This window comes from Streptomyces ovatisporus, assembly GCF_042653885.1.
GTDB classification, from domain to species: domain Bacteria; phylum Actinomycetota; class Actinomycetes; order Streptomycetales; family Streptomycetaceae; genus Streptomyces; species Streptomyces ovatisporus.
Window position 1 is genome coordinate 238507 of sequence record NZ_JBHSFH010000015.1, and the last position, 19427, is coordinate 257933.

Here is a 19427-nt window from a genome sequence, read left to right on the forward strand (position 1 = left end):
GAAGGCACACCGGCCCCGCGTGACCGACCGGCCCGGCACCCCCGGATCCACCACCGCCGGATGTGAATCAACTGTGAGATCCAGGTCTCATGCCATTGACGGCGCGAACAGCCGCGCGCAACATTCCTGTCACTCACATCGCTCTCCCGCCCGGGACGGCCGGGGCGCGGTCTGTAAACGTTTCCAGTTCCGGGCGCCGGCCCGGCCTGCGGAGGGCGGATCTCGTGGTGACGACAGGCGGGCCACCCACCGTCGAGACGATCGCCGAGCGCGCCGGCGTCTCCATAGCCTCGGTCTCACGCGTGCTGAACGGCCACGGCGGACGGCCGGACACCGTCCGCAAGGTGGAGCGGGCGGCCGCCGAGGTGGGTTACGTGCCCAACGCCGTGGCCCGCTCGCTCAAGGGCGGCCGGTCGATGCAGCTGACCTTCGCCATGCAGGACATCGGCAACCCCGTGTACGTCGCGATGGTCAGGCAGATCCAGACGATCGCGAAGCAAGCCGGTTACCGTCTGCTCCTGCATTCGACTGACGCCGTCGTCGAGGACGAACTGGCCGTGCTGCACAGCCTGGCGGACCGTACGAGCGACGGCCTGATCCTCTGCCCCATCCGCATCACCCCCGAGCACATCGAGGCGCTGCGCACGGCGGCCAGGCCCGTCGTCGTCATCGGCTCCCTCCCCGGGGACGTCCCGGTCGACAGCGTCCGTGCCGACTCCGTCACCGGTGCCGGACTGGCCGTACGTCACCTCGTGGAGACGGGGCGCCGCCGCATCGCCTTCGTCAACGGCCCCGCCGACACCGTTCCGGGCCGCAACCGGCAGCGTGGCTACCACCAGGCCCTCGCCGAGTGCGGCCTGCCCGCCGACCCCGCGCTGGTGGAGACGACGGACTTCACCGTCGACGCGGGCTCGGCCGCCGCGCACCGGCTGCTGGACGCCGTCCCCGGCATCGACGCCGTCTTCTGCGCCAACGACCAGCTCGCGCTCGGCGCGGCGCAGGCCCTGCACAGCCGCGAGCTGCGGATACCCGGGGACGTGGCCGTGGTCGGCATGGACGACACGGCGCTGGTACGGGCCGGCTGGCCACCGCTGAGCAGTGTGGACCTCGGCTCCGCCGAACGCGGGCGGATGGCGGCGCAGATGCTGCTGGAGCGGATATCGGAGGAGTCCGCGGGCTCCGCGTCGCGGGCACCGGCGCGCGTACGGACCGTCACCCCCCGCCTCGTCGTACGCGCCTCCTCCCACCCCGCCGAGGTGACCCGATGAGCGTCACCGCCCCCGGCACGACGGAGTCGCCCAGCCGCGGCACCGCGCCTCCCAGGTCTGCGGCGGCCCGCAAGCAGGCGCTCGGCCTGGACCGGGACGCGTGGTTCCTCCTGCTGCCGGCGCTCCTGCCGATCCTGCTGCTGAGCGCGGGACCGCTCCTGTACGGGCTGTCCCTGGCCTTCACCGACGCGCAGTCGGGACGTACGGAGGTCACCAAGTTCATCGGCGCCGACAACCTCGCCGACCTCCGGTTCGACTCGCTCTTCTGGAGTTCCTTCAAGATCGGCCTGGTGTGGGCGGTGTGCGTGACCGCCCTGCAGTTCGTGCTCGCGCTCGGCCTGGCCGTGCTGCTCAACCAGAACCTCCGGTTCCGGTGGCTGGCCCGTACCCTCGCGCTCGTCCCGTGGGCGATGCCCGAGGTCGTCATCGGCATCATGTGGCGGCTGGTCTACCACCAGGACGCGGGCATCCTGAACGCCACTCTCAGCGACCTGCATCTGATCTCCCAGAACGTCGACTGGCTCGCGGGGATCTCCCTGGCGCTGCCCGCGGTGATCGTGGTGGGCGTGTGGGCGGGGATGCCGCAGACGACGGTGGTGCTGCTCGCCGGGCTCCAGAACGTGCCGCACGAGCTGCACGAGGCGGCGGCCCTCGACGGGGCCGGAGTGTGGCGGCGCTTCCGCACGGTGACGTGGCCGGCGCTCAAGCCCGTCGTGCTCTCCATCACCGCGCTCAACTTCATCTGGAACTTCAACTCCTTCGGCCTGGTGTACGTGCTGACCGGCGGAGGGCCGGGCGGCGCGACCCGGCTGCCGATGCTCTTCGCCTACGAAGAGGCTTTCCGTTACGGGCAGTTCGGCTACGCCGCCGCCATGGGTCTGGTGATGGTCGCCGTCATCGCCGTGCTGCTGACGGTCTTCCTGCGCAACCGTCTGAAGGGGGACGACCAGTGAACCCGACACGAGGGGCCCTGGCGCGCACCGGCCAGTACCTGGCTCTGGGCTGCTATCTGGTCTTCCTGGCCTTCCCGCTCTTCTGGCTGCTCTCCACCGCCCTGAAGTCCCCGCAGGAACTGGGGTCGGTGGACCCGTCGTGGCTGCCGCGGCATCCGTCCCCGGACAGCTTCACCGCCGCGTTCGGACAGCAGCCGCTCGCGCGCTCCGCGCTCAACAGCCTGATCGTGGCGGGCTGTGCGGCGGCGGTGTCGGTCGCGATCGCGGTGCCCGCGGCGTACGCGATGGTCCGGTACCGCTCACCCGTCTCGAAGGCGGCGACGGGCTGGATCCTGGTCAGCCAGATGTTCCCCTTCGTGCTGGTCATCATCCCGCTGTTCATGGTGCTGAAGGGCCTCCACCTCATCAACTCCCTCACCGGGCTCGTCCTCGTGTACGTCGTGTGGAACCTGCCCTTCGCGCTGTGGATGCTCCAGGGCTACGTACGGGCCGTACCCGCCTCGCTGGAGGAGGCCGCGGCCATCGACGGCTGCGGCCGCTTCAGGACCCTGATCAACGTGGTCCTCCCGCTTCTCACGCCGGGTCTGGTCGCCACGGTGATGTTCTCCTTCGTCACCGCCTGGAACGAGTTCTTCTTCGCCCTGGTCCTCCTCAAGTCCCCGGAGAAGCAGACGATGTCCGTGATCCTGACCCACTTCATCGGCGCGGAGGGCGCCGCGGACCTGGGGCCGCTCGCGGCCGCAGCCGTCATGGCGACGCTCCCCAGCCTCCTCTTCTTCGCCCTGCTCCAACGGCGCCTGGTCAGCGGCATCATGAGCGGGGCGGTGAAGGGCTGATGCGCAGGCGCGACTTCCTCACCACGACCGCCGCGGCCGCCGGCGCCGCCGCAGTGCTGGGCGGCTGCGGCAGCGGCTCCGGCGACGACTCCGGACCGCTTCAGTACCTGAGCCTGGCCTGGCAGAAGGAGTCCATCGAGGTCAACAAGGCGCTCGTCGCCGAGTGGAACAAGGCCAACCCGCCCTCGGCGCAAGTGCGTTACGTCCAGGGCTCGTGGGACAACGTCCACGACCAGCTCCTGACGTCCTTCGAGGGCGGTGAGGCGCCCGACATCATCCACGACGAGGCCAACGACCTCACCGACTTCGCACACGGCGGCTACCTGGCCGATCTGAGCGACCTGCTGCCCGCCGAGCTCGAGAAGCAGATACCGGAAGCCAGTTGGGACATGGCGAGCTTCGCCGGCGGTGTCTACGGGGTGCCGTTCCTGCAGGAACCGCGAGTGCTGATCGCCAACCGTGAGCTGCTGGAGAAGTCCGGCGTACGTATGCCGACGACGCAACGCCCCTGGAGCTGGGCGGAGTTCGAGGACGTGGCCAAGGAGCTGACCCGCGGGCGTACCCACGGTGTGGCCTGGTCGATGAAGGAACCGGTCAATCAGTCGGTGAACCTCGCCATGACCACCGGCGGCGCCGTCTTCCACCGCGCGAACGGCAAGAACGTCATCCGCTTCGACCGGGCCGACTCGCACGTCGTCGAGCTGATCCACCGGCAGGTGCACAAGGACCGCACGGCCTCCCGGAGCACTCTGGGGATGGCCGGTTCCGACACCCTGCCCGGCTTCTTCGCCGGCCGGTACGCGATCGTCCCGCTGAACTTCTCCTTCCGGCAGCAGGTGCAGCAGCAGGCCCCCGACGGATTCGAATGGGTGACGCTGCCCATGCCCGCCGGAAGCGGCGCCGCGGGCGGGGGACAACTCCAGGGTGTCTCTCCCCAGACCCTGTCCGTCTCGCAGGACACCGAGCGCAAGAAGACAGCCGTGGCGTTCATCGCCTTCATGACCCGGCCCCGTCACATGGCCCGTCTCGCCGAGGGCGACTGGCTGGTGCCCACGGGCCGCGAAGCACTGCGCGAACCCGCGCTGAACACCGACGAGCACGGCTGGAGCACCGGCCTGCGCATCGCCTCCGACCTGCGGGCCTCCCCCGTCCTCGGCGTGCGCGGTTACCCCGAGTGGAAGGACAAGGTCGCCACCCCCGCCCTGCAGGAGTACTACGGCGGCAGCATCAGCCTCAGCGCCCTCCGCGAAAAGCTCGTGGAGGACGGAAACCGCATCCTCGCCCGCTACCAGCGCTGAGCGACCAGCACGACAGCACAGAACGGCACGCACCATGAGCGCACTGTCCGCCTCACCCCCGGACCCTTCCCCTCTCCCCCGCCCCTCCCTCCGTCCCCGGCTCCGCACCGTCCCCCGAGCGGCCCCGCCCGCGGGCGGGGCACTGCGCGAGCGGGCGAGGGGAGGGATGCTCGGGCTCGCGGTCGGCGACGCGCTGGGCGCGCCCGCCGAGAACATGAAGCCCTCTCAGATCAGGCAGCGCTGGGGACGCATCGAAGGGTTCGTCGAGGAGGACCCGGCGGGCACCGACGACACCGAATACGCCATCTTCTCGGGCCTGTTGCTCGCCGAGCACGGCTCGGACCTGACCCTCGCCCACGTCGAGGACGCCTGGCACAGGCTGATCGCCAACCTCGACGAAGGTCCCTTCCGCGGCGCCGGGTTCAGCGAACGCGGCACGCTGGAGAACCTCCGCCGCGGCCTCGCCGCCCCCATCTCCGCCCAGCACAGGCACGCGTGGAGCGACGGGCTGGCCATGCGTGCGGCACCGTTCGGCATCTTCGCCGCGGGGCGCCCCGCCGAGGCGGCACGGCTCGTGGCCCTCGACGGCACCGTCAGCCATGAAGGCGAGGGCATCTACGGAGGCCAGGCCGTCGCGGCAGGCGTCGCGGCGGCGATGGTCGGGCGGAGCACCGACGCGGTGATCGCAGCCGCGCTGTCCGTCGTCCCCGAGGACTCCTGGACGGCACGTTCACTGCGGCGCGCCGTCTCCACGGCCCTGCGTGCCCGTCTCGACGGCAGCGCCTCACGGCTCGAACGGGAACGGGCGGTCCGTTCGGCGGTCGTCATCGGCGGCTACCCGTGGATGGACCTCGCACCGGAGGCCGTGGGGCTGGCGTTCGGCGCGTTCGCCGTCGCCCGGGGCGACTTCAGGGAGTCCGTTCTGACCGCCGTCAACATGGGACGCGACGCCGACACGACGGCAGCCGTGGCGGGCGCGCTCGCCGGAGCGCTCGGCGGTGCCGGCGCCGTACCGCGGGAGTGGTCGGCGGCCATCGGACCGGCACGGGGCAGCTGCCTGCCCTCGATGGCGGGCTACCACGTGGTGGACGTCGCCGAGCTGCTCACGCCGTCCGGCGACGGGGACCGCGCAGAGGCAGGCTCATGAGCAGGACGGACGTCACGGAGACCGTGGACGGCCCGGCCGGCCCCGCAGACCGCGCTGCCGACCGCACTGCCGACCGCACTGCCGGCACATGCACGGCCCCGTCCGCAGCCGCCGGAGCGGACGGCGGAGACAGCCGCGACCCGCGCCGCATCGAGGGCCTGCTGCTGGGCATCGCCGCCGGAGACGCCGCGGGCTGGCCCGCCGCCCGGCACCGCGCGTCCCGCATGCCGGAGTGGACGCGGCGGCTGACGCGGGAGCTCGACACCTTCGCCGAACACAACGCCACCACCACACTGCCGGTGCCCATCGCGCTCAACCAGCCGCCCGAACCGCTGCGTCTGGGCCCCTCCGACGACGCCGAATGGGCCGCCTTCACAGCCCACTCGGTACTCACCGCCGCGGGTGCGCTGCTCAGCGACCTCGGCCGGGACCGCCGGATGCGCGCGGCCATCGACCTGGCCTGGACCGAGCTGGCGAGCGAGGTCGCCGCCGCGGCCGTGCGCGCCCCCGAAGTGGAGTCGGCGGTGCTTCCGCTGCGCGCCCGCATCTCCGTACGCGCGGGGCTCGGCAACCTCGCCACGGGCCTGCGGCCGCCGGCGACCGGCCACGACAACCCGCATTTCTTCGACGACGCGGCCTGCGTCCGCGCGTCCGTCCTGGCAGCCGTCCATCCGGGCAACCCGGCCGCCGCAGCGGAGCTCGCAGAGTGCGACGCCCGCTACACGCAGGACGGCGACGGTGTGCACGGCGCCCGCGCCATGGCCGCCGCCGTCGCCGCGGCGCTGGGCGGCGCGGACATCGACGCCTGCGTGGCCTCGGCGCTCTCGCAGCTCCCCTCGGGGACAGAGATCCGCCGCAACGCGCGGCACGCCGTACGCCTCGCGCGGAACGCGGTCGCCGAACGCCCCGCCGCACCGGGCAACGCCTTCGCACTCGTGCCGGTTCTCGAACACGAGATCGTCGACCACATCTACAGCTACGGCATCGCGGCAGCCGAGACCGTCCCCGTCGCCCTCGCCGTCGCCGTCGCGGGCGGCGGCTCCATCGCGGAGGCGGTGCCCGCCGCTGCCTGTCTCTCCCGGGTCGCCGACTCCGCGCCCGCCCTCGCCGGCGCGCTGACGGGCGCGCTCACCGGCGGCGCCGGCATCCCCGGCAGCTGGCGTTCCGCCTGCCGGACCCTGTCCGGCTGCGCGCTGCCGCACTTCGCCGGGACCGATCTCGTCGAACTCGCGGAAGCCCTGGCCGGTACCGAACTGACCACGCCCGAAGGCACCTTCGGTCAAGGAGTGAGTCACACATGACGCCCACGCTCGATGCCCGCATCACCGGCTGCCTGGTCGGAGCCGCGGTCGGCGACGCACTCGGAGGCCCCGTGGAGGGCTGGACGCCGGAGCAGATCGTGGAGAGGCACGGCGGCCGCGTGCAGGGGATCGTGGGCCCCTTCCACGAGGACTGGCGCCACGCGCGTCCCATCGCCCCGTACCACAAGGGCGACGGACACGTCACCGACGACACCCTCATGACGCACGCCCTGGTGCGGGTCTACGAGAAGGTGCGCGACCACCTCGACGCCTACGCCGTCGCCGACCACCTGGTGCCCGACCTGATCTCCAACCCTCGCTGGATCCCCGAACTGGAGGCGGAGGCCCTGCCGTTGCAGCGCATCTTCCTCGCCGAGAAGTGGATCGTCGCACGGCTGCACTACGGTCACGTCGACCCGCGCGAGGCAGGCGTCGGGAACATCGTCAACTGCGGGGCCACGATGTACATGGCGCCGGTGGGTGCGGTCAACGCCGGTAATCCCGCCGGTGCTTACGCCGAGGCACTGGACGTGGCGGGCGCGCACCAGTCCTCGTACGGGCGGGAGGCCGCCGGGGTCTTCGCCGCAGCCGTCGCCGCGGCCTGCGTGCCGGACGCGACCGTACGCTCCGTCGTCGACGCGGCGCTGGCCCTGGCGAAGGACGGCACCCGCGACGCCATCGAGGCCGTGTGCGAAGTCGCCGCTCAGCACAGCGACTTCGAGAGCGCGCTGAAACCGCTGCGGGAGGCGGTCGCACCCTTCGACACCGTCGGCCCGGAATACCGCAGACCCTCGCTCGGCGCGCGCCGCCCCTCCCGGCTGCACTCCATCGAGGAACTGCCCGTCGCACTGGGGATGTTGCTCGTCGGCGACGGCGACTTCCGTCATACGGTCCTGGGTTCGGTCAACTACGGCCGCGACTGCGACTCCATCGCCACGATGAGCGGCGCGATCGTCGGCGCCCTGTACGGCGACGCGGCCGTGCCCGGCGAGTGGAGCGAAGAGGTCGCCCGCGCCAGCAGACTCGATCTGCACGCGCCCGCCGCTTCCCTCTCCGAGGTGACCCGCGAGGTCTTCGCCCGCGACCGGGAGCGGCGACGCGCCCACGAGGCCGCGTTCGCCGCGGTCGCGGAGGCGTGATGTCCGGCTCCGGCTCCCCGTCCGCAGCGGCTCACGGTGCTCCGCTGCGGCTGACCTGGGTGCAGCCCGAGGACCTCCTCGGTCACGAGCTGCGGCAGGCGGCCGAGGACGGCCGCGAGACAGCCGCCGTCGAGCGGACGTGGCTCGCAGCGGGCGGCTCCCCCGCGCCTGAGCGGGCCGGTGCCTCCGAAGCCCCGCCGGACGGGCAGCTCCGTACGCTCGCCCTGCAACTCCTGGACGAACTCGCGCTGCTCCCTTCGCCGTCGGCGGCGAAGGAGCCGGGCAGCCTGGCCGGTGTGCGGGCCGCCTGCCCGTCCTGGCCCGCTCACCCCGTGCCGGGCGGAGAGACGCCTGCCTGCGACGGGACCGATGCGTACGGGGCCGACGCGAACGGCATCGGCGCGGACCGGCCCGGGACCGGCGAGGGCCTGCTGCACCGTCTCGAAGCCGGCTGGCTCGGCCGTGCCGCCGGCTGCCTGCTGGGCAAGCCCGTCGAGAAGCTGCCGCTCGCCGGCGTCCGTGAACTCGCCCGCGCGACGGGCAACTGGCCCCTCGACGACTGGTTCACCCAGGAGGGTCTCCCCGCCGAGGTCTCCGCGCGCTGGCCCTGGAACCGCCGCAGCGGCCCCACCTCGCTGGCCGAGAACATCGACGGCATGCCCGAGGACGACGACCTCAACTACCCGCTGCTGGGACTGCTTCTGCTGCAGCGTCACGGCCACGACTTCACGACGGCCGACGTCGCGAAGCTCTGGCTGGACGAGCTGCCCGCGGGCCGTACGTTCACCGCCGAGCGTGTGGCGTACCGCAATCTCCTCGACGGCCTGGAGCCCCCGCACACCGCGACGAGGCACAACCCGTTCCGGGAGTGGATCGGTGCGCAGATCCGCGCCGACGTATTCGGCTGGACGAACCCGGGCGACCCCGCGAGAGCGGCCGAACAGGCTTGGCGTGACGCCACGTTGAGCCACACGGCCAACGGCGTGTACGGAGCGGTGTTCGTCGCCGCGACCGTCGCCGCGGCGGCAGGCGGCACCCCCGACGTGCTCGGCTGCCTGCGCACCGGGCTGCGCGTCGTGCCGGAACACTCGCGCCTGGCCCGCGCCGTCACCTTCGGGATCGAGACGGCTCTGGCCGAACCCTCCGGCACCGCCGCCGGTTTCGAGACCGTCGTCGACCGTCTCCACGAGGTCTACGGCCACCACCACTGGGTGCACGTACTGCCCAACGCGGCACTGCTGGCCGCCGCCCTCACCCACGCCGACGGCGACTTCACGGGCTCCATCTGCCGTGCGGTCAGCGGCGGTTGGGACACCGACTCCAACGGTGCGACGGCCGGCTCCATCGCCGGCCTGCTCGCCGGCTCGCCCGGCGCGCTGCCCGCCCGCTGGACCGAGCCGCTGAAGAACCGGCTGTCCACGACCGTCGGCACCTTCGACGGCGTCGGCTTCGACACCCTCGCCCGGCTCACCGCCGGCCTGGTCCGGAGCCCCTACAGGGACCCGGCCGCAGCCGCACCCCCGGGCCCGTCCCCCGCACCCGAGAACCCGCCGGCAGCCCCCGACCGACAGGAGACTTCAGCACCGTGACTCCAACGACTCCAGCACGTCCGGCCATCGCGGTACTGGGCAGCACCAACATGGACCTCGTCGCCTACGTCGCCACCGCCCCGCGCCGCGGCGAGACCGTCACCGGCCACGCCTTCCGCACGGTCCCCGGCGGAAAGGGCGCCAACCAGGCTGTCGCCGCGGCCCGTTCGGGTGCGGACGTGACGATGCTCGGTGCCGTCGGCGAGGACGACTTCGGCGTCCGGCTGCGCGCGGCACTGGACGACGCGGGAGTGAGGACCGACGGCCTGCGGACCGTCCGCGGGGAGAGCGGCACGGCGCACATCGTCGTCGACGACGAAGGCGGCAACGCCATCGTCGTCGTGCCCGGCGCCAACGGCAGCGTCAGTGCACTCGCCGAGGGCGACGCAGCGCGCATCGCCTCCGCCGGCGTACTGCTGCTCCAGCTGGAGATCCCGCTGCCGGGCGTGCTCGCGGGAGCACGGACCGCCCACGAGCACGGCGTGCGTGTGGTGCTCACCCCGGCCCCGGCGCAGCCGCTGCCCGGCGAACTCCTCGCCGTCACCGACCTGTTGGTGCCCAACGAGCACGAAGCCGAAGTGCTCACCGGCAAGGCCGACCCGTACGACGCCGCGAGCGCGCTGCTCTCCCACGTCCCGGAGGTCGTCGTCACCCTCGGCTCCCGGGGCGCCCTGTACGCGGCACGGGACGCCGCCCCGGTACACGTGCCCGCACCGGCCGTGGAGGCGCTGGACACCACGGCGGCGGGCGACACCTTCGTGGGCGCGCTGGCCGTCGCCCAGGGCGAGGGACGCGCCATGCCCGACGCCCTGAGGTGGGCCTCGGCAGCGGCTGCCCTGTCCGTACAGCGTCCGGGCGCTTCGGCGTCCATGCCGCACCGCCACGAGACCGACTCCCTCGCAGCCCAGCTATCGGAAAGCCGGACGCCCTGATGAACGACTCCCTCACCCACGGACCCCCCGGCCCCGAGAGCCCGGCCCCCGAGGACGCCCGCCGCGACTCCGCCCCCGGGTACGGGACTTCGGAGCCGGGCTCCGCCCCCTGCCCCGCTCTCGGCGGACTCCGCGTTCTCGACCTCGCCACGCTCTTCGCGGGCCCGCTCGCGGCCACCGTGCTCGGCGACTTCGGCGCGGATGTGATCAAGGTCGAGCATCCGCGGAAGCCCGATCCCTCCCGGGGGCACGGCCCCGCGAAGGACGGCGTCGGCCTGTGGTGGAAGCTGCTGGGCCGCAACAAGCGCAACCTGACGCTCGACCTGTCCACGCCGGGCGGCCGGGACGTGCTGCTGCGGCTGGCAGCCGAATCCGACGTGATCATCGAGAACTTCCGCCCCGGAACCCTGGAGAAGTGGGACCTCGGCTGGGATCGTCTCTCAGCCGCCAACCCCCGCCTGGTGCTGGCCAGAGTGACCGGCTTCGGCCAGTTCGGACCGTACGCGCGGCGCCCCGGCTTCGGCACCCTCGCCGAGGCGATGAGCGGCTTCGCCGCGATCACGGGGGAGGCCGACGGGCCGCCGACGCTGCCGCCCTTCGGGCTCGCCGACTCCATCGCCGCGCTCTCCACCGCGTACGCCGTGATGGCGGCGCTCCGCAGCCGGGACCGTACGGGCCGGGGCCAGGTGATCGACATGGCGATCATCGAACCCATGCTGACGGTGCTCGGTCCGCAGCCCATCTGGTACGACCAGCTCGGCCACGTCCAGCCCCGCACCGGCAACCGGTCAGCCAACAACGCGCCGCGCAACACCTACCGGACGGCCGACGGCAGGTGGCTCGCCGTCTCCACCTCCGCCCAGTCCGTGGCGGAGCGCGTCATGCGGCTCGTCGGGCACCCCGAGTACATCGACGAGCCCTGGTTCGCGACGGGCGCGGGCCGTGCCGCACACGCCGACGAACTGGACGAGGCCGTGGGCGGCTGGATCGCCCGGCACGGGCAGGACGAGGTCGTCGCCGCGTTCGAACAGGCCGAGGCGGCGGTCGCCCCCGTCAACGACATCCGCGACGTGATGGAGGACGAGCAGTACCGGGCTCTCGGCTCGATCACCGAGGTCGAGGACGACGAACTGGGGAAGATCCGCATGCAGAACGTCCTCTTCCGGCTCTCCGAGACGCCCGGGGCCGTCAAGTGGGCCGGACGGCCGCACGGCTGCGACACCGAAGACGTCCTGACCGAACTCGGCCTCAACGACCGGGAGATCGCGGAGCTGCGGGACGGGGGCGCGTTGTGAACGCCACCCGGACCACCGGAGGGCCGGGCGCCTGGGCGTCCGACGGTCCCGAGCCCCTTCCGCTCACCTGGCTCTACGTACCGGGCGACCGCCCGGACGTCGTCGCCAAGGCGCTCGTCTCCGGCGCGGACGTGGTGCTGATCGACCTGGAGGACGCGGTCGCCCCCGAGCGGAAGGCGTACGCCCTCGACGCCACCGCCGAACTGCTCAGCACCCCGCGCCCGGGACCCGTACCGGTGCATGTGCGGGTCAACTCCCTCACCGGCCCGCTCGCCGCGGCCGAGGTGCGCCGGCTGGCCGCCCTGCCGGGGCTGGCCGGGCTGCGGCTGCCCAAGGTCGACAGCGTGGCGGACGTCGTGGCGGTCGCCCAGCAGGCCCGCAGAGCACGCGCGTCCGGGACGTCACGCACCGGCGGCGGCTCCGTTCCCGGCCTGTATCCGCTGCTCGAATCCGCCCTCGGCATCGAGCACGCCTACGCCATCGCGACCGCGCACCCGGCCGTGCGCGGCATCGCCCTCGGCGAGAGCGACCTTCGTGCCGTGCTGGGTGTGACCGGCGAGGACGGGCTGGCCTGGCCCCGCAGCCGCGCCGTGGTGGCGGCGCGGGCAGCCGGACTGGCGCCGCCACCGCAGTCGGTCTATCCGGACGTCGCGGACACCGCCGGGCTCGCCCGATCCTGTGCGCAGGGGCGCAGCCTGGGCTTCCTCGGACGGACCGCCATCCATCCCGCGCAGCTGGAGATCATCGAGCGGGCCTATCTGCCGACCAGGCAGGAGACCGAGGCCGCCGAGGAGATCATGAAGGCGGCGGCCACGGATGCGGGAGCGCTCGCGCTGCCGGACGGACGGTTCGTCGACGCGGCTGTCGTGGCGGGCGCGCAGCGGACGCTGGCCCTGGCGCGACGGCGCCACCGCCCCTGAAGCCGGGCCGGCACTCGGGCCGACCCGGACGGGCGGGCGTCAGGAGGTGCCGGCGGACTTCTTCTCGGACGTCGTCACCGGTGGCGACTGTCCCTCGTCCTCCGCGTCCCCGTCCGCACCTGAGGACGCCTGCGCTTCTCCGGAGGAGCTCGTCGAGGGCGTCTCCTGCGCGTCCTGCGCGTCCGGTGTGTCCGGTGTCTTCGCTCCGGCACCGTCACCGCCGGAGGCGGCGGAACCGTCGCCCTCAGCGGCGGGCTCGACGATCTCCTCCCGGCCCGGGGTCCTCCGTGCGGAGATCACGATGGCCGCGACGGCACCGAGGAAGACGAGGATCGACGTCCAGTTGTTCAGCCGCATGCCGGCCAGGTGGTGCGCGTCGTCGACGCGCATGTACTCGATCCAGAAGCGTCCGACGGTGTACGCGGCGACGTACAGCCAGAAGACCCGGCCGTGCCCCAGCTTGAACCGGCGGTCGGCCCAGATCACGAGGACGGCGACGCCCACGCACCACAGGGACTCGTAGAGGAACGTCGGGTGGTACGTCGCAAGGCTGGGGGTGTCCACCGGGCGGTGCTGGGCGTCGATCTCGACCGCCCAGGGCAGGTCGGTCGCCCGCCCGTACAGCTCCTGGTTGAACCAGTTGCCCCAGCGGCCGATGGCCTGTGCGAGCGCGACGCCGGGTGCGACCGCGTCCGCGTACGCGGGGAGCGGGATGCCGCGCCTGCGGCAGCCGATCCAGGCGCCCAGGGCGCCGAGGGCCACGGCTCCCCAGATCCCGAGTCCGCCGTCCCAGATCTTGAAGGCGTCGACCCAGTTCCGGCCTTCACCGAAGTAGAGCTGGTAGTCGGTGATGACGTGGTAAAGACGGCCGCCGGCCAGGCCGAACGGCACAGCCCACACAGCGATGTCGGCGACCGTGCCGGCGCGGCCGCCGCGAGCGGTCCAGCGGCGGCTGCCGAGCCACACCGCGACGAAGACGCCGAGGATGATGCAGAAGGCGTAGCCGCGCAGCGGGACCGGGCCGAGGTGGATCTCGCCGGCCGAAGGACTGGGGATGAATGCAAGGGTCTCCATGGCGGTCCCGACGCTACCTTGCCGGGCGTCATCATCGGCAATGCACTCTGTGCAACAGCTCGATAACGGCCACCCCGTGCAAGCGGCGCTCAAGGGCCGCACGGCGCCCACGGTGTGACCGTTGTCTCAGACCACGGGGGTGCGGGGCGGGCACCGGCCGCCGCCCGGCCGGGACGGTGCCTGGCCGGGCTGACCTGCGGCCGTCAGCTCTTCTCCTCGACCTTGCGCTCCAGGCTCTGCGGGGTGAGCGGCTCCGACTGGTCGCCGTAGACGTTCTCGCCGTCGAGCAGCACCGTGGGCGTCGCCTGGTATCCGGACTTCTTGAACGCCGCGGAGGTCTTCTTCACCCAGCCGTCGTGCGCGCGGTCCGTCACGCAGTCACGGAATCGCGGGGTGTCCAGACCGTCGACCTTGCCGGCGAGCTTCACCAGCGTCTTCTCGTCGGCGAAGGCGTCGTCCTGCTCCTCGGGCTGGTACTTGAACAGCACGTCGTGGTACTGGCGGAACCTCCCCTCGTCCTTGGCGCAGACCGCTGCGTTCGCGGCCGTGCTGGAGCCTGTGCCGCCCATGTTGTCGTCGATGATCGTCACGAGGTGGTACTCCGCCCGGAGCTTGCCCTGTTTCTCGAGGCCGTGGATCGTCCTGCGGAACTGCTTCTCGAACTGGCCGCACGCAGGGCAGCGGAAGTCCTCGTAGACGGTGAGCTTCGCGGGTGCGTCCGGCTTGCCCACAGCGATCGGTTTGGCGTCGGTGCCGCCGTCACCGCCGCTCTGCTGCGCGACCATGGCGCCCACACCGCCCGCCACGGCGAGCAGCGCGACGACGATGCCCGCCACCTTGAGGTTCCGGCCGCGCTTCTCGGCCGCACGCTCCCGCTCGCGCTGTTCCCGCAGCCGCTTCGTGGCGGTGCGCTTTTCCTCATGACCCGATGGGTTCTTCTGGCTCATCACACCGTGGGCCAACGAACGGAGGGGCGGAGTGCGTGCGTGCTTGTGCCCCGGTTCGCCCGAAAGAGCGAGTGTCCCTGAACAGCAGGGCGGGACGGCAGTCGAACGCTGCCGTCCCGCCCTCCGTCCGGAGTGCCCTGGCGTGCCCCGCCGTCGGCGGGCCCGCTTCAGGCGGAGCCGGTGCCCGGCAGGCCGGGCCGGCCGGTCACCTGCGGCGGCGCCGTACGCCCTCGGCGAGTTCACCGGCCAACGCCTTCACGCCCGCCAGCCCCGCCTCCAGATCGTCCGGGTGTGCCAGCAGCAGCTTGACGAACGCCGAGCCGACGATGACACCGTCGGCGAACTCCGCGACCTCCTCGGCCTGTTGGGCGTTGGAGACACCGAGGCCGACACAGACCGGCAGCTCCGTCGTCGCCTTGGTCCGTGTCACCAGGTCCTGGGCTTCCCTGCCGACGGACTCCCGCGTGCCGGTGACCCCCATCAGCGAGGCCGCGTAGACGAAGCCGCTGCCCGCCGCCGTGATCTTCGCCAGACGTTCGTCCTTGCTGCTCGGCGCGACCACGAACACCGTTGCCAGGCCGTGCTGTCGGGCCGCCCGGCGCCACCCGGCCGACTCCTCCACCGGCAGGTCGGGAAGGATGCAGCCCGCTCCCCCGGCCTCCGCCAGCTCGGCGGCGAAGCGCTCCACGCCGTAGCGGTCCACCGGATTCCAGTACGTCATGCACAGCACCGGCTTGCCCGTCGCGGCATGCGCCTCGCGCACCGTGCGTACGACGTCGGCGATCCGCACTCCACCGCGCAGTGCGATGTCGTCCGCGGTCTGGATGACCGGACCGTCCAGGACGGGGTCGCTGTGCGGCAGCCCGACCTCGACCACGTCGCAGCCGCTCTCCAGGAGCGTGACGCAGGCCCGCACACCGCCGTCGACGGTGGGGAAGCCGGCGGGCAGGTAGCCCACCAGCGCTGCACGGTTCTCCGAACGGGCTTGCGCCAGCGCGGAGTTCAGCAGCTCGATATTGCCGGTTCCGGCGGTGGTGCCGGTTCCGACGGTGGTGCCCGTGCCGCCGCCGGTACCGCTCGGCTGTCCGCTCACTTGTCCGCCCCCTCGTCGTAGAGCCCGAAGTAACGAGCCGCGCTGTCCATGTCCTTGTCACCCCGGCCGGAGAGATTCACCAGGATCAGCCCGTCGGGGCCGAGTTCGGCACCGAGATCCAGCGCGCCGGCCAGCGCGTGCGCGCTCTCGATGGCCGGGATGATGCCCTCCGTCTCGCACAGCAGCCGGAGCGCCCGCATGGCCTGGTCGTCGGTCACGGCACGGTATTCGCCGCGCCCGGACTCCTTGAGGTACGCGTGTTCGGGCCCGATCCCCGGATAGTCCAGCCCTGCCGAGATCGAGTACGGCTCGGTGATCTGCCCCTCGTCGTCCTGCAGCACGAAACTGCGCGAACCGTGCAGGATGCCCGGCTCGCCCACGGAGAGCGTCGCCGCGTGCTCGCCCGACTCGACGCCGTGTCCCGCGGCCTCGAGGCCGACGATCCGTACGTCCTCGTCCGGCAGGAACGCGTGGAAGAGCCCGATGGCGTTGGAGCCGCCGCCGACGCACGCGGCCACGGCGTCCGGCAGCCGTCCCGCACGCTCGACGATCTGACGGCGGGCCTCGACGCCGATCACGCGGTGGAAGTCGCGGACCAGACGCGGGAAGGGGTGCGGCCCGGCGACCGTGCCGAACAGGTAGTGCGTACGGTCCACGTTGGCGACCCAGTCGCGGAACGCCTCGTTGATGGCGTCCTTCAGCGTCCGGCTCCCGGAGGTGACGGGGACGACTTCGGCGCCGAGGATGCGCATGCGTGCCACGTTCAGGGCCTGCCGCTGCGTGTCGATCTCGCCCATGTAGATGGTGCATTCGAGACCGAAGAGCGCGCAGGCCGTCGCGGTCGCCACCCCGTGCTGACCCGCGCCGGTCTCGGCGATGACCCGGGTCTTGCCCATGCGCTTGGTCAGCAGGGCCTGCCCCAGCACGTTGTTGATCTTGTGTGATCCGGTGTGGTTGAGGTCCTCACGCTTGAGGAAGATCCGCGCGCCACCCGCCTGCTGGGCGAAACGCGGCACCTCGGTCAACGGGCTGGGCCTGCCCGTGTAGTGGACCAGCAGGTCCTCCAGTTCGGCGGTGAAGGCCGGGTCGTCCTTCGCCTTGTCGTACTCGACGGCCACCTCGTCCACGGCGGCGACGAGCGCCTCCGGGATGAATTTGCCGCCGAAGGCACCGAAGTAGCCCTGGGCGTCGGGGACCCTGCCCTCGGGGTCGGGGATGAAGTAGTCGGACATCCGACGTCACTCCTCGCAGAAAATTCGCAGGAAACTCGCAGAAAAAGGGGCGGGCCGGCCCCGCACGCGGGGTGCGGGACCGCGGAGTTCGTTGTTGGTGGACGCCTGCTCCCGGACGCCCGCTCCCGGACGTCTGCTCCCGGACGCCCGCTCAGGCCGCGCCCCCGCTGGGGGCGGTCACCGTGCGGTGTGCGCGGCAGGGACACGGCCCGGCCGGGGACCGTCACCGGCCGCCGCGGACGGTGCCCGCGGTCGGCGACGACGACGTCGCACGGCTCGGGCGGGATCGTCCTCAGGACGGGCGGGCCTTCGGCACCGCGGTGGCGTGCGCGCAGACGCGACGTCACATCCGCGGGACTCGCCCTCCGAAGCCCCGCCGCGACCGGAGAAGGCGTGACGGGAGGAAGGCGTGACGGGAGGAAGCGTCAGACCGCGGAGCAGGGCGCGCCGGCCGTACGCCATCGGCGTCCGTTGATCTGGCCCGGTTCGCAGCCGATGTGGTAGCGCACCCGGCGGCCGTGCACCCGCCTCGCGGGCGCGCGGCACCCGCGTGGGCGGCAGCCGCGCGCCAGGGCCGCGTACGGACCCGCCCCTGCCCGGCAGCGCCGTGCGCCGGGCGTCGGTGACGGCCCCGGGCAGGCGTTCCTGCCGGGGCTTCGACGGCGGTGGACGGCGGTCATGCGGGCTCAGTCCCTGCCGTGCCGCAGCGCCGGGTGGGCGCCGGCGGCGACCAGGTCGGAGACGGCGGTCTTCGGGTCCTTGCCGGTGACGAGGGATTCGCCGACGAGCACCGCGTCCGCGCCCTCGTTGGCGTAGGCGATCAGGTCGTGCGGACCGCGGACGCCGGACTCGGCGACCTTGACGATGTGGCCGGGAAGCTCCGGGGCGATGCGGGAGAAGTTGTCGCGGTCCACTTCGAGGGTCTTGAGATTACGCGCGTTGATCCCGACGATGCGTGCCCCGGCTTCGAGAGCACGCTGAGCCTCCTCCTCGTCGTGCGCCTCGACGAGCGGGGTCAGCCCGATCGACTCGGCCCGCTCGATCAGCGAGACGAGCGCCTCCTGCTCCAGGGCGGCGACGATCAGCAGCACCACGTCGGCGCCGTGCGCCCTCGCCTCCCAGAGCTGGTAGGCCGAGAAGACGAAGTCCTTGCGGAGCACCGGGATGTCGACCTTCGCCCGGACGGCCTCGAGGTCGGCGAGCGAGCCGCCGAAGCGCCGCTGCTCGGTGAGGACCGAGACGACGGCGGCGCCGCCCGCCTCGTAGTCCGCGGCCAGCCCGGCGGGGTCGGCGATGGCGGCAAGGGCCCCCTTCGAGGGGCTGGAGCGCTTGACCTCGCAGATGACCTTGACGCTGTCGCCCTTGAGCGCGGCGACTCCGTCCTTCGCGGGCGGGGCAGCTGCGGCGCGCTCCTTGAGTTCGTCGAGGCTGACGCGCGCCTGCCGCTCGGCAAGGTCTTCACGCACGCCTTCGATGATCTCGTCGAGCACACTCACGCGAGCGGCCTCCTTCTGGGCTGGGTCCGGCCTTCGCACAAGGCACGAAGGGTGGTCGGAACGGGCAGTGCGATGCTATCGGGCCTGAGCCGGAGGTCTCGCATCCGGTTGGCTCGAACTGCGTATTCGGGACAGAGCACCCGGTTGTACGCCCCGTCGTACGTACGCGGGTCCGCTCACGGGGCGAGGACGGCGCCCACGGGCAGATTCCGTACGACGGTGAAGATCAGCGCCGTGGTCCCCAGCACCCACCAGTGCGGGCTGCGCAACGGCACCGTCACGGGCCTGGACCGCAGAATCCGCACCACCCAGAAGACCACGAACCCAGCGAAGAGCGCGAATCCGAGCACTGCCAGGGCATTCGCGCCCAGGGCGGCCGCCACGTCCCCGTGCGCGAGGGCGTGGGCGCTGCGCAGCCCGCCGCAACCCGGGCAGTAGACGCCGGTCAGCTCCAGCAGCGGACAGACGGGATAGTGACCGGGCTCATTCGGATCGACCGACCCGACGTAGGCGAACGCCGCGCCGACAACCGCGAGGGTGGCGGCCGGCGCGACGAGCCGGGACGCCGGCGACGCAGGCCGGCGCCCCGCGGGAAGGGGCTCCCATCCGGTCAGGACGACTGCTCCTGCGGCTGGGCTCCGCGGTCGTTGCTCTTGGGGCCGGGCTTGGACTGCCCGAGGCCCGCGGCCCGCATCAGCGCGCCGACGACGCCGCCCGCGGCGATCACGGCCAGCCCGGCGACGAATCCGACCGGCTCGGCCAGGACGGTGTACATCCCTGAGATGCAGAACCCGATGAAGACGATCGTGACGCCCGTCCACGCCGCCAGGGTGTGACCGTGGCTGTTCCCCGCCATGTGTGCTCCTCGTAGTCCAACCGACTTCCAGCGAGCAGGCCGTCGGGCCCG

The 19427-nt window shown here is 72.4% G+C and carries 19 protein-coding genes and 1 pseudogene; 11 read left to right on the forward strand and 9 right to left on the reverse strand.

Annotated features, from left to right (window positions below; genetic code table 11):
* Positions 1-224: 224 nt before the first annotated feature.
* The 11 genes from ACFPA8_RS25085 (at position 225) to ACFPA8_RS25135 (ending at position 12678) form a co-directional block, all read left to right on the forward strand.
* Positions 225-1268 carry a LacI family DNA-binding transcriptional regulator gene (locus tag ACFPA8_RS25085; RefSeq protein ID WP_386452088.1) on the forward strand — a complete coding sequence of 348 codons (1044 nt, stop codon included), beginning with the start codon at positions 225-227 and terminating at the stop codon, positions 1266-1268.
* The gene (locus ACFPA8_RS25090) at positions 1265-2221 is read left to right on the forward strand and encodes a carbohydrate ABC transporter permease (RefSeq protein ID WP_386452090.1); all 957 of its coding nucleotides are present in this window, start codon (positions 1265-1267) and stop codon (positions 2219-2221) included. Before ACFPA8_RS25085 ends, ACFPA8_RS25090 begins: the two co-directional genes overlap by 4 nt.
* Entirely contained in the window at positions 2218-3057 is an 840-nt protein-coding gene (locus ACFPA8_RS25095) for a carbohydrate ABC transporter permease (RefSeq protein ID WP_386452092.1), read from the forward strand. The genes ACFPA8_RS25090 and ACFPA8_RS25095 overlap by 4 nt, the downstream gene beginning before the upstream one ends.
* Positions 3057-4355, forward strand: coding sequence for an ABC transporter substrate-binding protein (locus ACFPA8_RS25100; protein ID WP_386452094.1), 1299 nt, complete (start codon positions 3057-3059; stop codon positions 4353-4355). Before ACFPA8_RS25095 ends, ACFPA8_RS25100 begins: the two co-directional genes overlap by 1 nt.
* 166 nt (positions 4356-4521) lie before the next feature.
* On the forward strand, positions 4522-5502 hold the full coding sequence (locus ACFPA8_RS25105) for an ADP-ribosylglycohydrolase family protein (RefSeq protein ID WP_386452095.1): 981 nt from the start codon (positions 4522-4524) through the stop codon (positions 5500-5502).
* Positions 5499-6803 carry an ADP-ribosylglycohydrolase family protein gene (locus ACFPA8_RS25110; RefSeq protein WP_386452097.1) on the forward strand — a complete coding sequence of 435 codons (1305 nt, stop codon included), beginning with the start codon at positions 5499-5501 and terminating at the stop codon, positions 6801-6803. Before ACFPA8_RS25105 ends, ACFPA8_RS25110 begins: the two co-directional genes overlap by 4 nt.
* Entirely contained in the window at positions 6800-7942 is a 1143-nt protein-coding gene (locus ACFPA8_RS25115) for an ADP-ribosylglycohydrolase family protein (protein ID WP_386452099.1), read from the forward strand. Before ACFPA8_RS25110 ends, ACFPA8_RS25115 begins: the two co-directional genes overlap by 4 nt.
* Entirely contained in the window at positions 7942-9531 is a 1590-nt protein-coding gene (locus tag ACFPA8_RS25120; protein WP_386452101.1) for an ADP-ribosylglycohydrolase family protein, read from the forward strand. Before ACFPA8_RS25115 ends, ACFPA8_RS25120 begins: the two co-directional genes overlap by 1 nt.
* Positions 9528-10463, forward strand: coding sequence for a ribokinase (gene rbsK / locus ACFPA8_RS25125; protein WP_386452103.1), 936 nt, complete (start codon positions 9528-9530; stop codon positions 10461-10463). Before ACFPA8_RS25120 ends, rbsK begins: the two co-directional genes overlap by 4 nt.
* Entirely contained in the window at positions 10463-11758 is a 1296-nt protein-coding gene (locus tag ACFPA8_RS25130) for a CaiB/BaiF CoA transferase family protein (protein ID WP_386452104.1), read from the forward strand. Before rbsK ends, ACFPA8_RS25130 begins: the two co-directional genes overlap by 1 nt.
* Positions 11755-12678 carry an HpcH/HpaI aldolase/citrate lyase family protein gene (locus ACFPA8_RS25135; RefSeq protein WP_386452106.1) on the forward strand — a complete coding sequence of 308 codons (924 nt, stop codon included), beginning with the start codon at positions 11755-11757 and terminating at the stop codon, positions 12676-12678. The genes ACFPA8_RS25130 and ACFPA8_RS25135 overlap by 4 nt, the downstream gene beginning before the upstream one ends.
* A 39-nt stretch (positions 12679-12717) precedes the next feature.
* Here ACFPA8_RS25135 and lgt read toward each other — a convergent pair whose 3' ends face one another.
* The 9 genes and pseudogenes from lgt to ACFPA8_RS25175 all read right to left on the reverse strand — a co-directional run bounded on the left by lgt (position 12718) and on the right by ACFPA8_RS25175 (position 19376).
* The gene (lgt, locus tag ACFPA8_RS25140; protein ID WP_386452108.1) at positions 12718-13752 is read right to left on the reverse strand and encodes a prolipoprotein diacylglyceryl transferase; all 1035 of its coding nucleotides are present in this window, start codon (positions 13750-13752) and stop codon (positions 12718-12720) included.
* A gap of 203 nt (positions 13753-13955) precedes the next feature.
* Positions 13956-14699, reverse strand: a complete 744-nt coding sequence (locus tag ACFPA8_RS25145) for a DsbA family protein (RefSeq protein WP_386452110.1) — start codon at positions 14697-14699, stop codon at positions 13956-13958.
* Between the two features lie 205 nt (positions 14700-14904).
* On the reverse strand, positions 14905-15714 hold the full coding sequence (gene trpA, locus ACFPA8_RS25150; RefSeq protein WP_386452358.1) for a tryptophan synthase subunit alpha: 810 nt from the start codon (positions 15712-15714) through the stop codon (positions 14905-14907).
* Between the two features lie 74 nt (positions 15715-15788).
* Complete coding sequence (trpB, locus tag ACFPA8_RS25155) at positions 15789-17024, reverse strand: tryptophan synthase subunit beta (protein WP_386452112.1); 1236 nt, start codon at positions 17022-17024, stop codon at positions 15789-15791.
* 425 nt (positions 17025-17449) lie between these two features.
* Positions 17450-17704 (reverse strand): tryptophan biosynthesis modulator TrpM, encoded by a 255-nt coding sequence (gene trpM, locus ACFPA8_RS25160; protein ID WP_386452114.1) that lies wholly within the window; start codon positions 17702-17704, stop codon positions 17450-17452.
* A 6-nt stretch (positions 17705-17710) separates the two neighbouring features.
* Entirely contained in the window at positions 17711-18520 is an 810-nt protein-coding gene (gene trpC, locus ACFPA8_RS25165) for an indole-3-glycerol phosphate synthase TrpC (RefSeq protein WP_386452116.1), read from the reverse strand.
* A 176-nt stretch (positions 18521-18696) separates the two neighbouring features.
* The gene (locus ACFPA8_RS27690) at positions 18697-18903 is read right to left on the reverse strand and encodes a hypothetical protein (protein ID WP_465270243.1); all 207 of its coding nucleotides are present in this window, start codon (positions 18901-18903) and stop codon (positions 18697-18699) included.
* A pseudogene (locus ACFPA8_RS27695) lies at positions 18904-19134 on the reverse strand (DUF2752 domain-containing protein); the annotation flags it as partial.
* The gene (locus ACFPA8_RS25175; protein WP_386452117.1) at positions 19131-19376 is read right to left on the reverse strand and encodes an HGxxPAAW family protein; all 246 of its coding nucleotides are present in this window, start codon (positions 19374-19376) and stop codon (positions 19131-19133) included. The gene ACFPA8_RS25175 and the pseudogene ACFPA8_RS27695, both read right to left, overlap by 4 nt.
* Between the last annotated feature and the right edge of the window lie 51 nt (positions 19377-19427).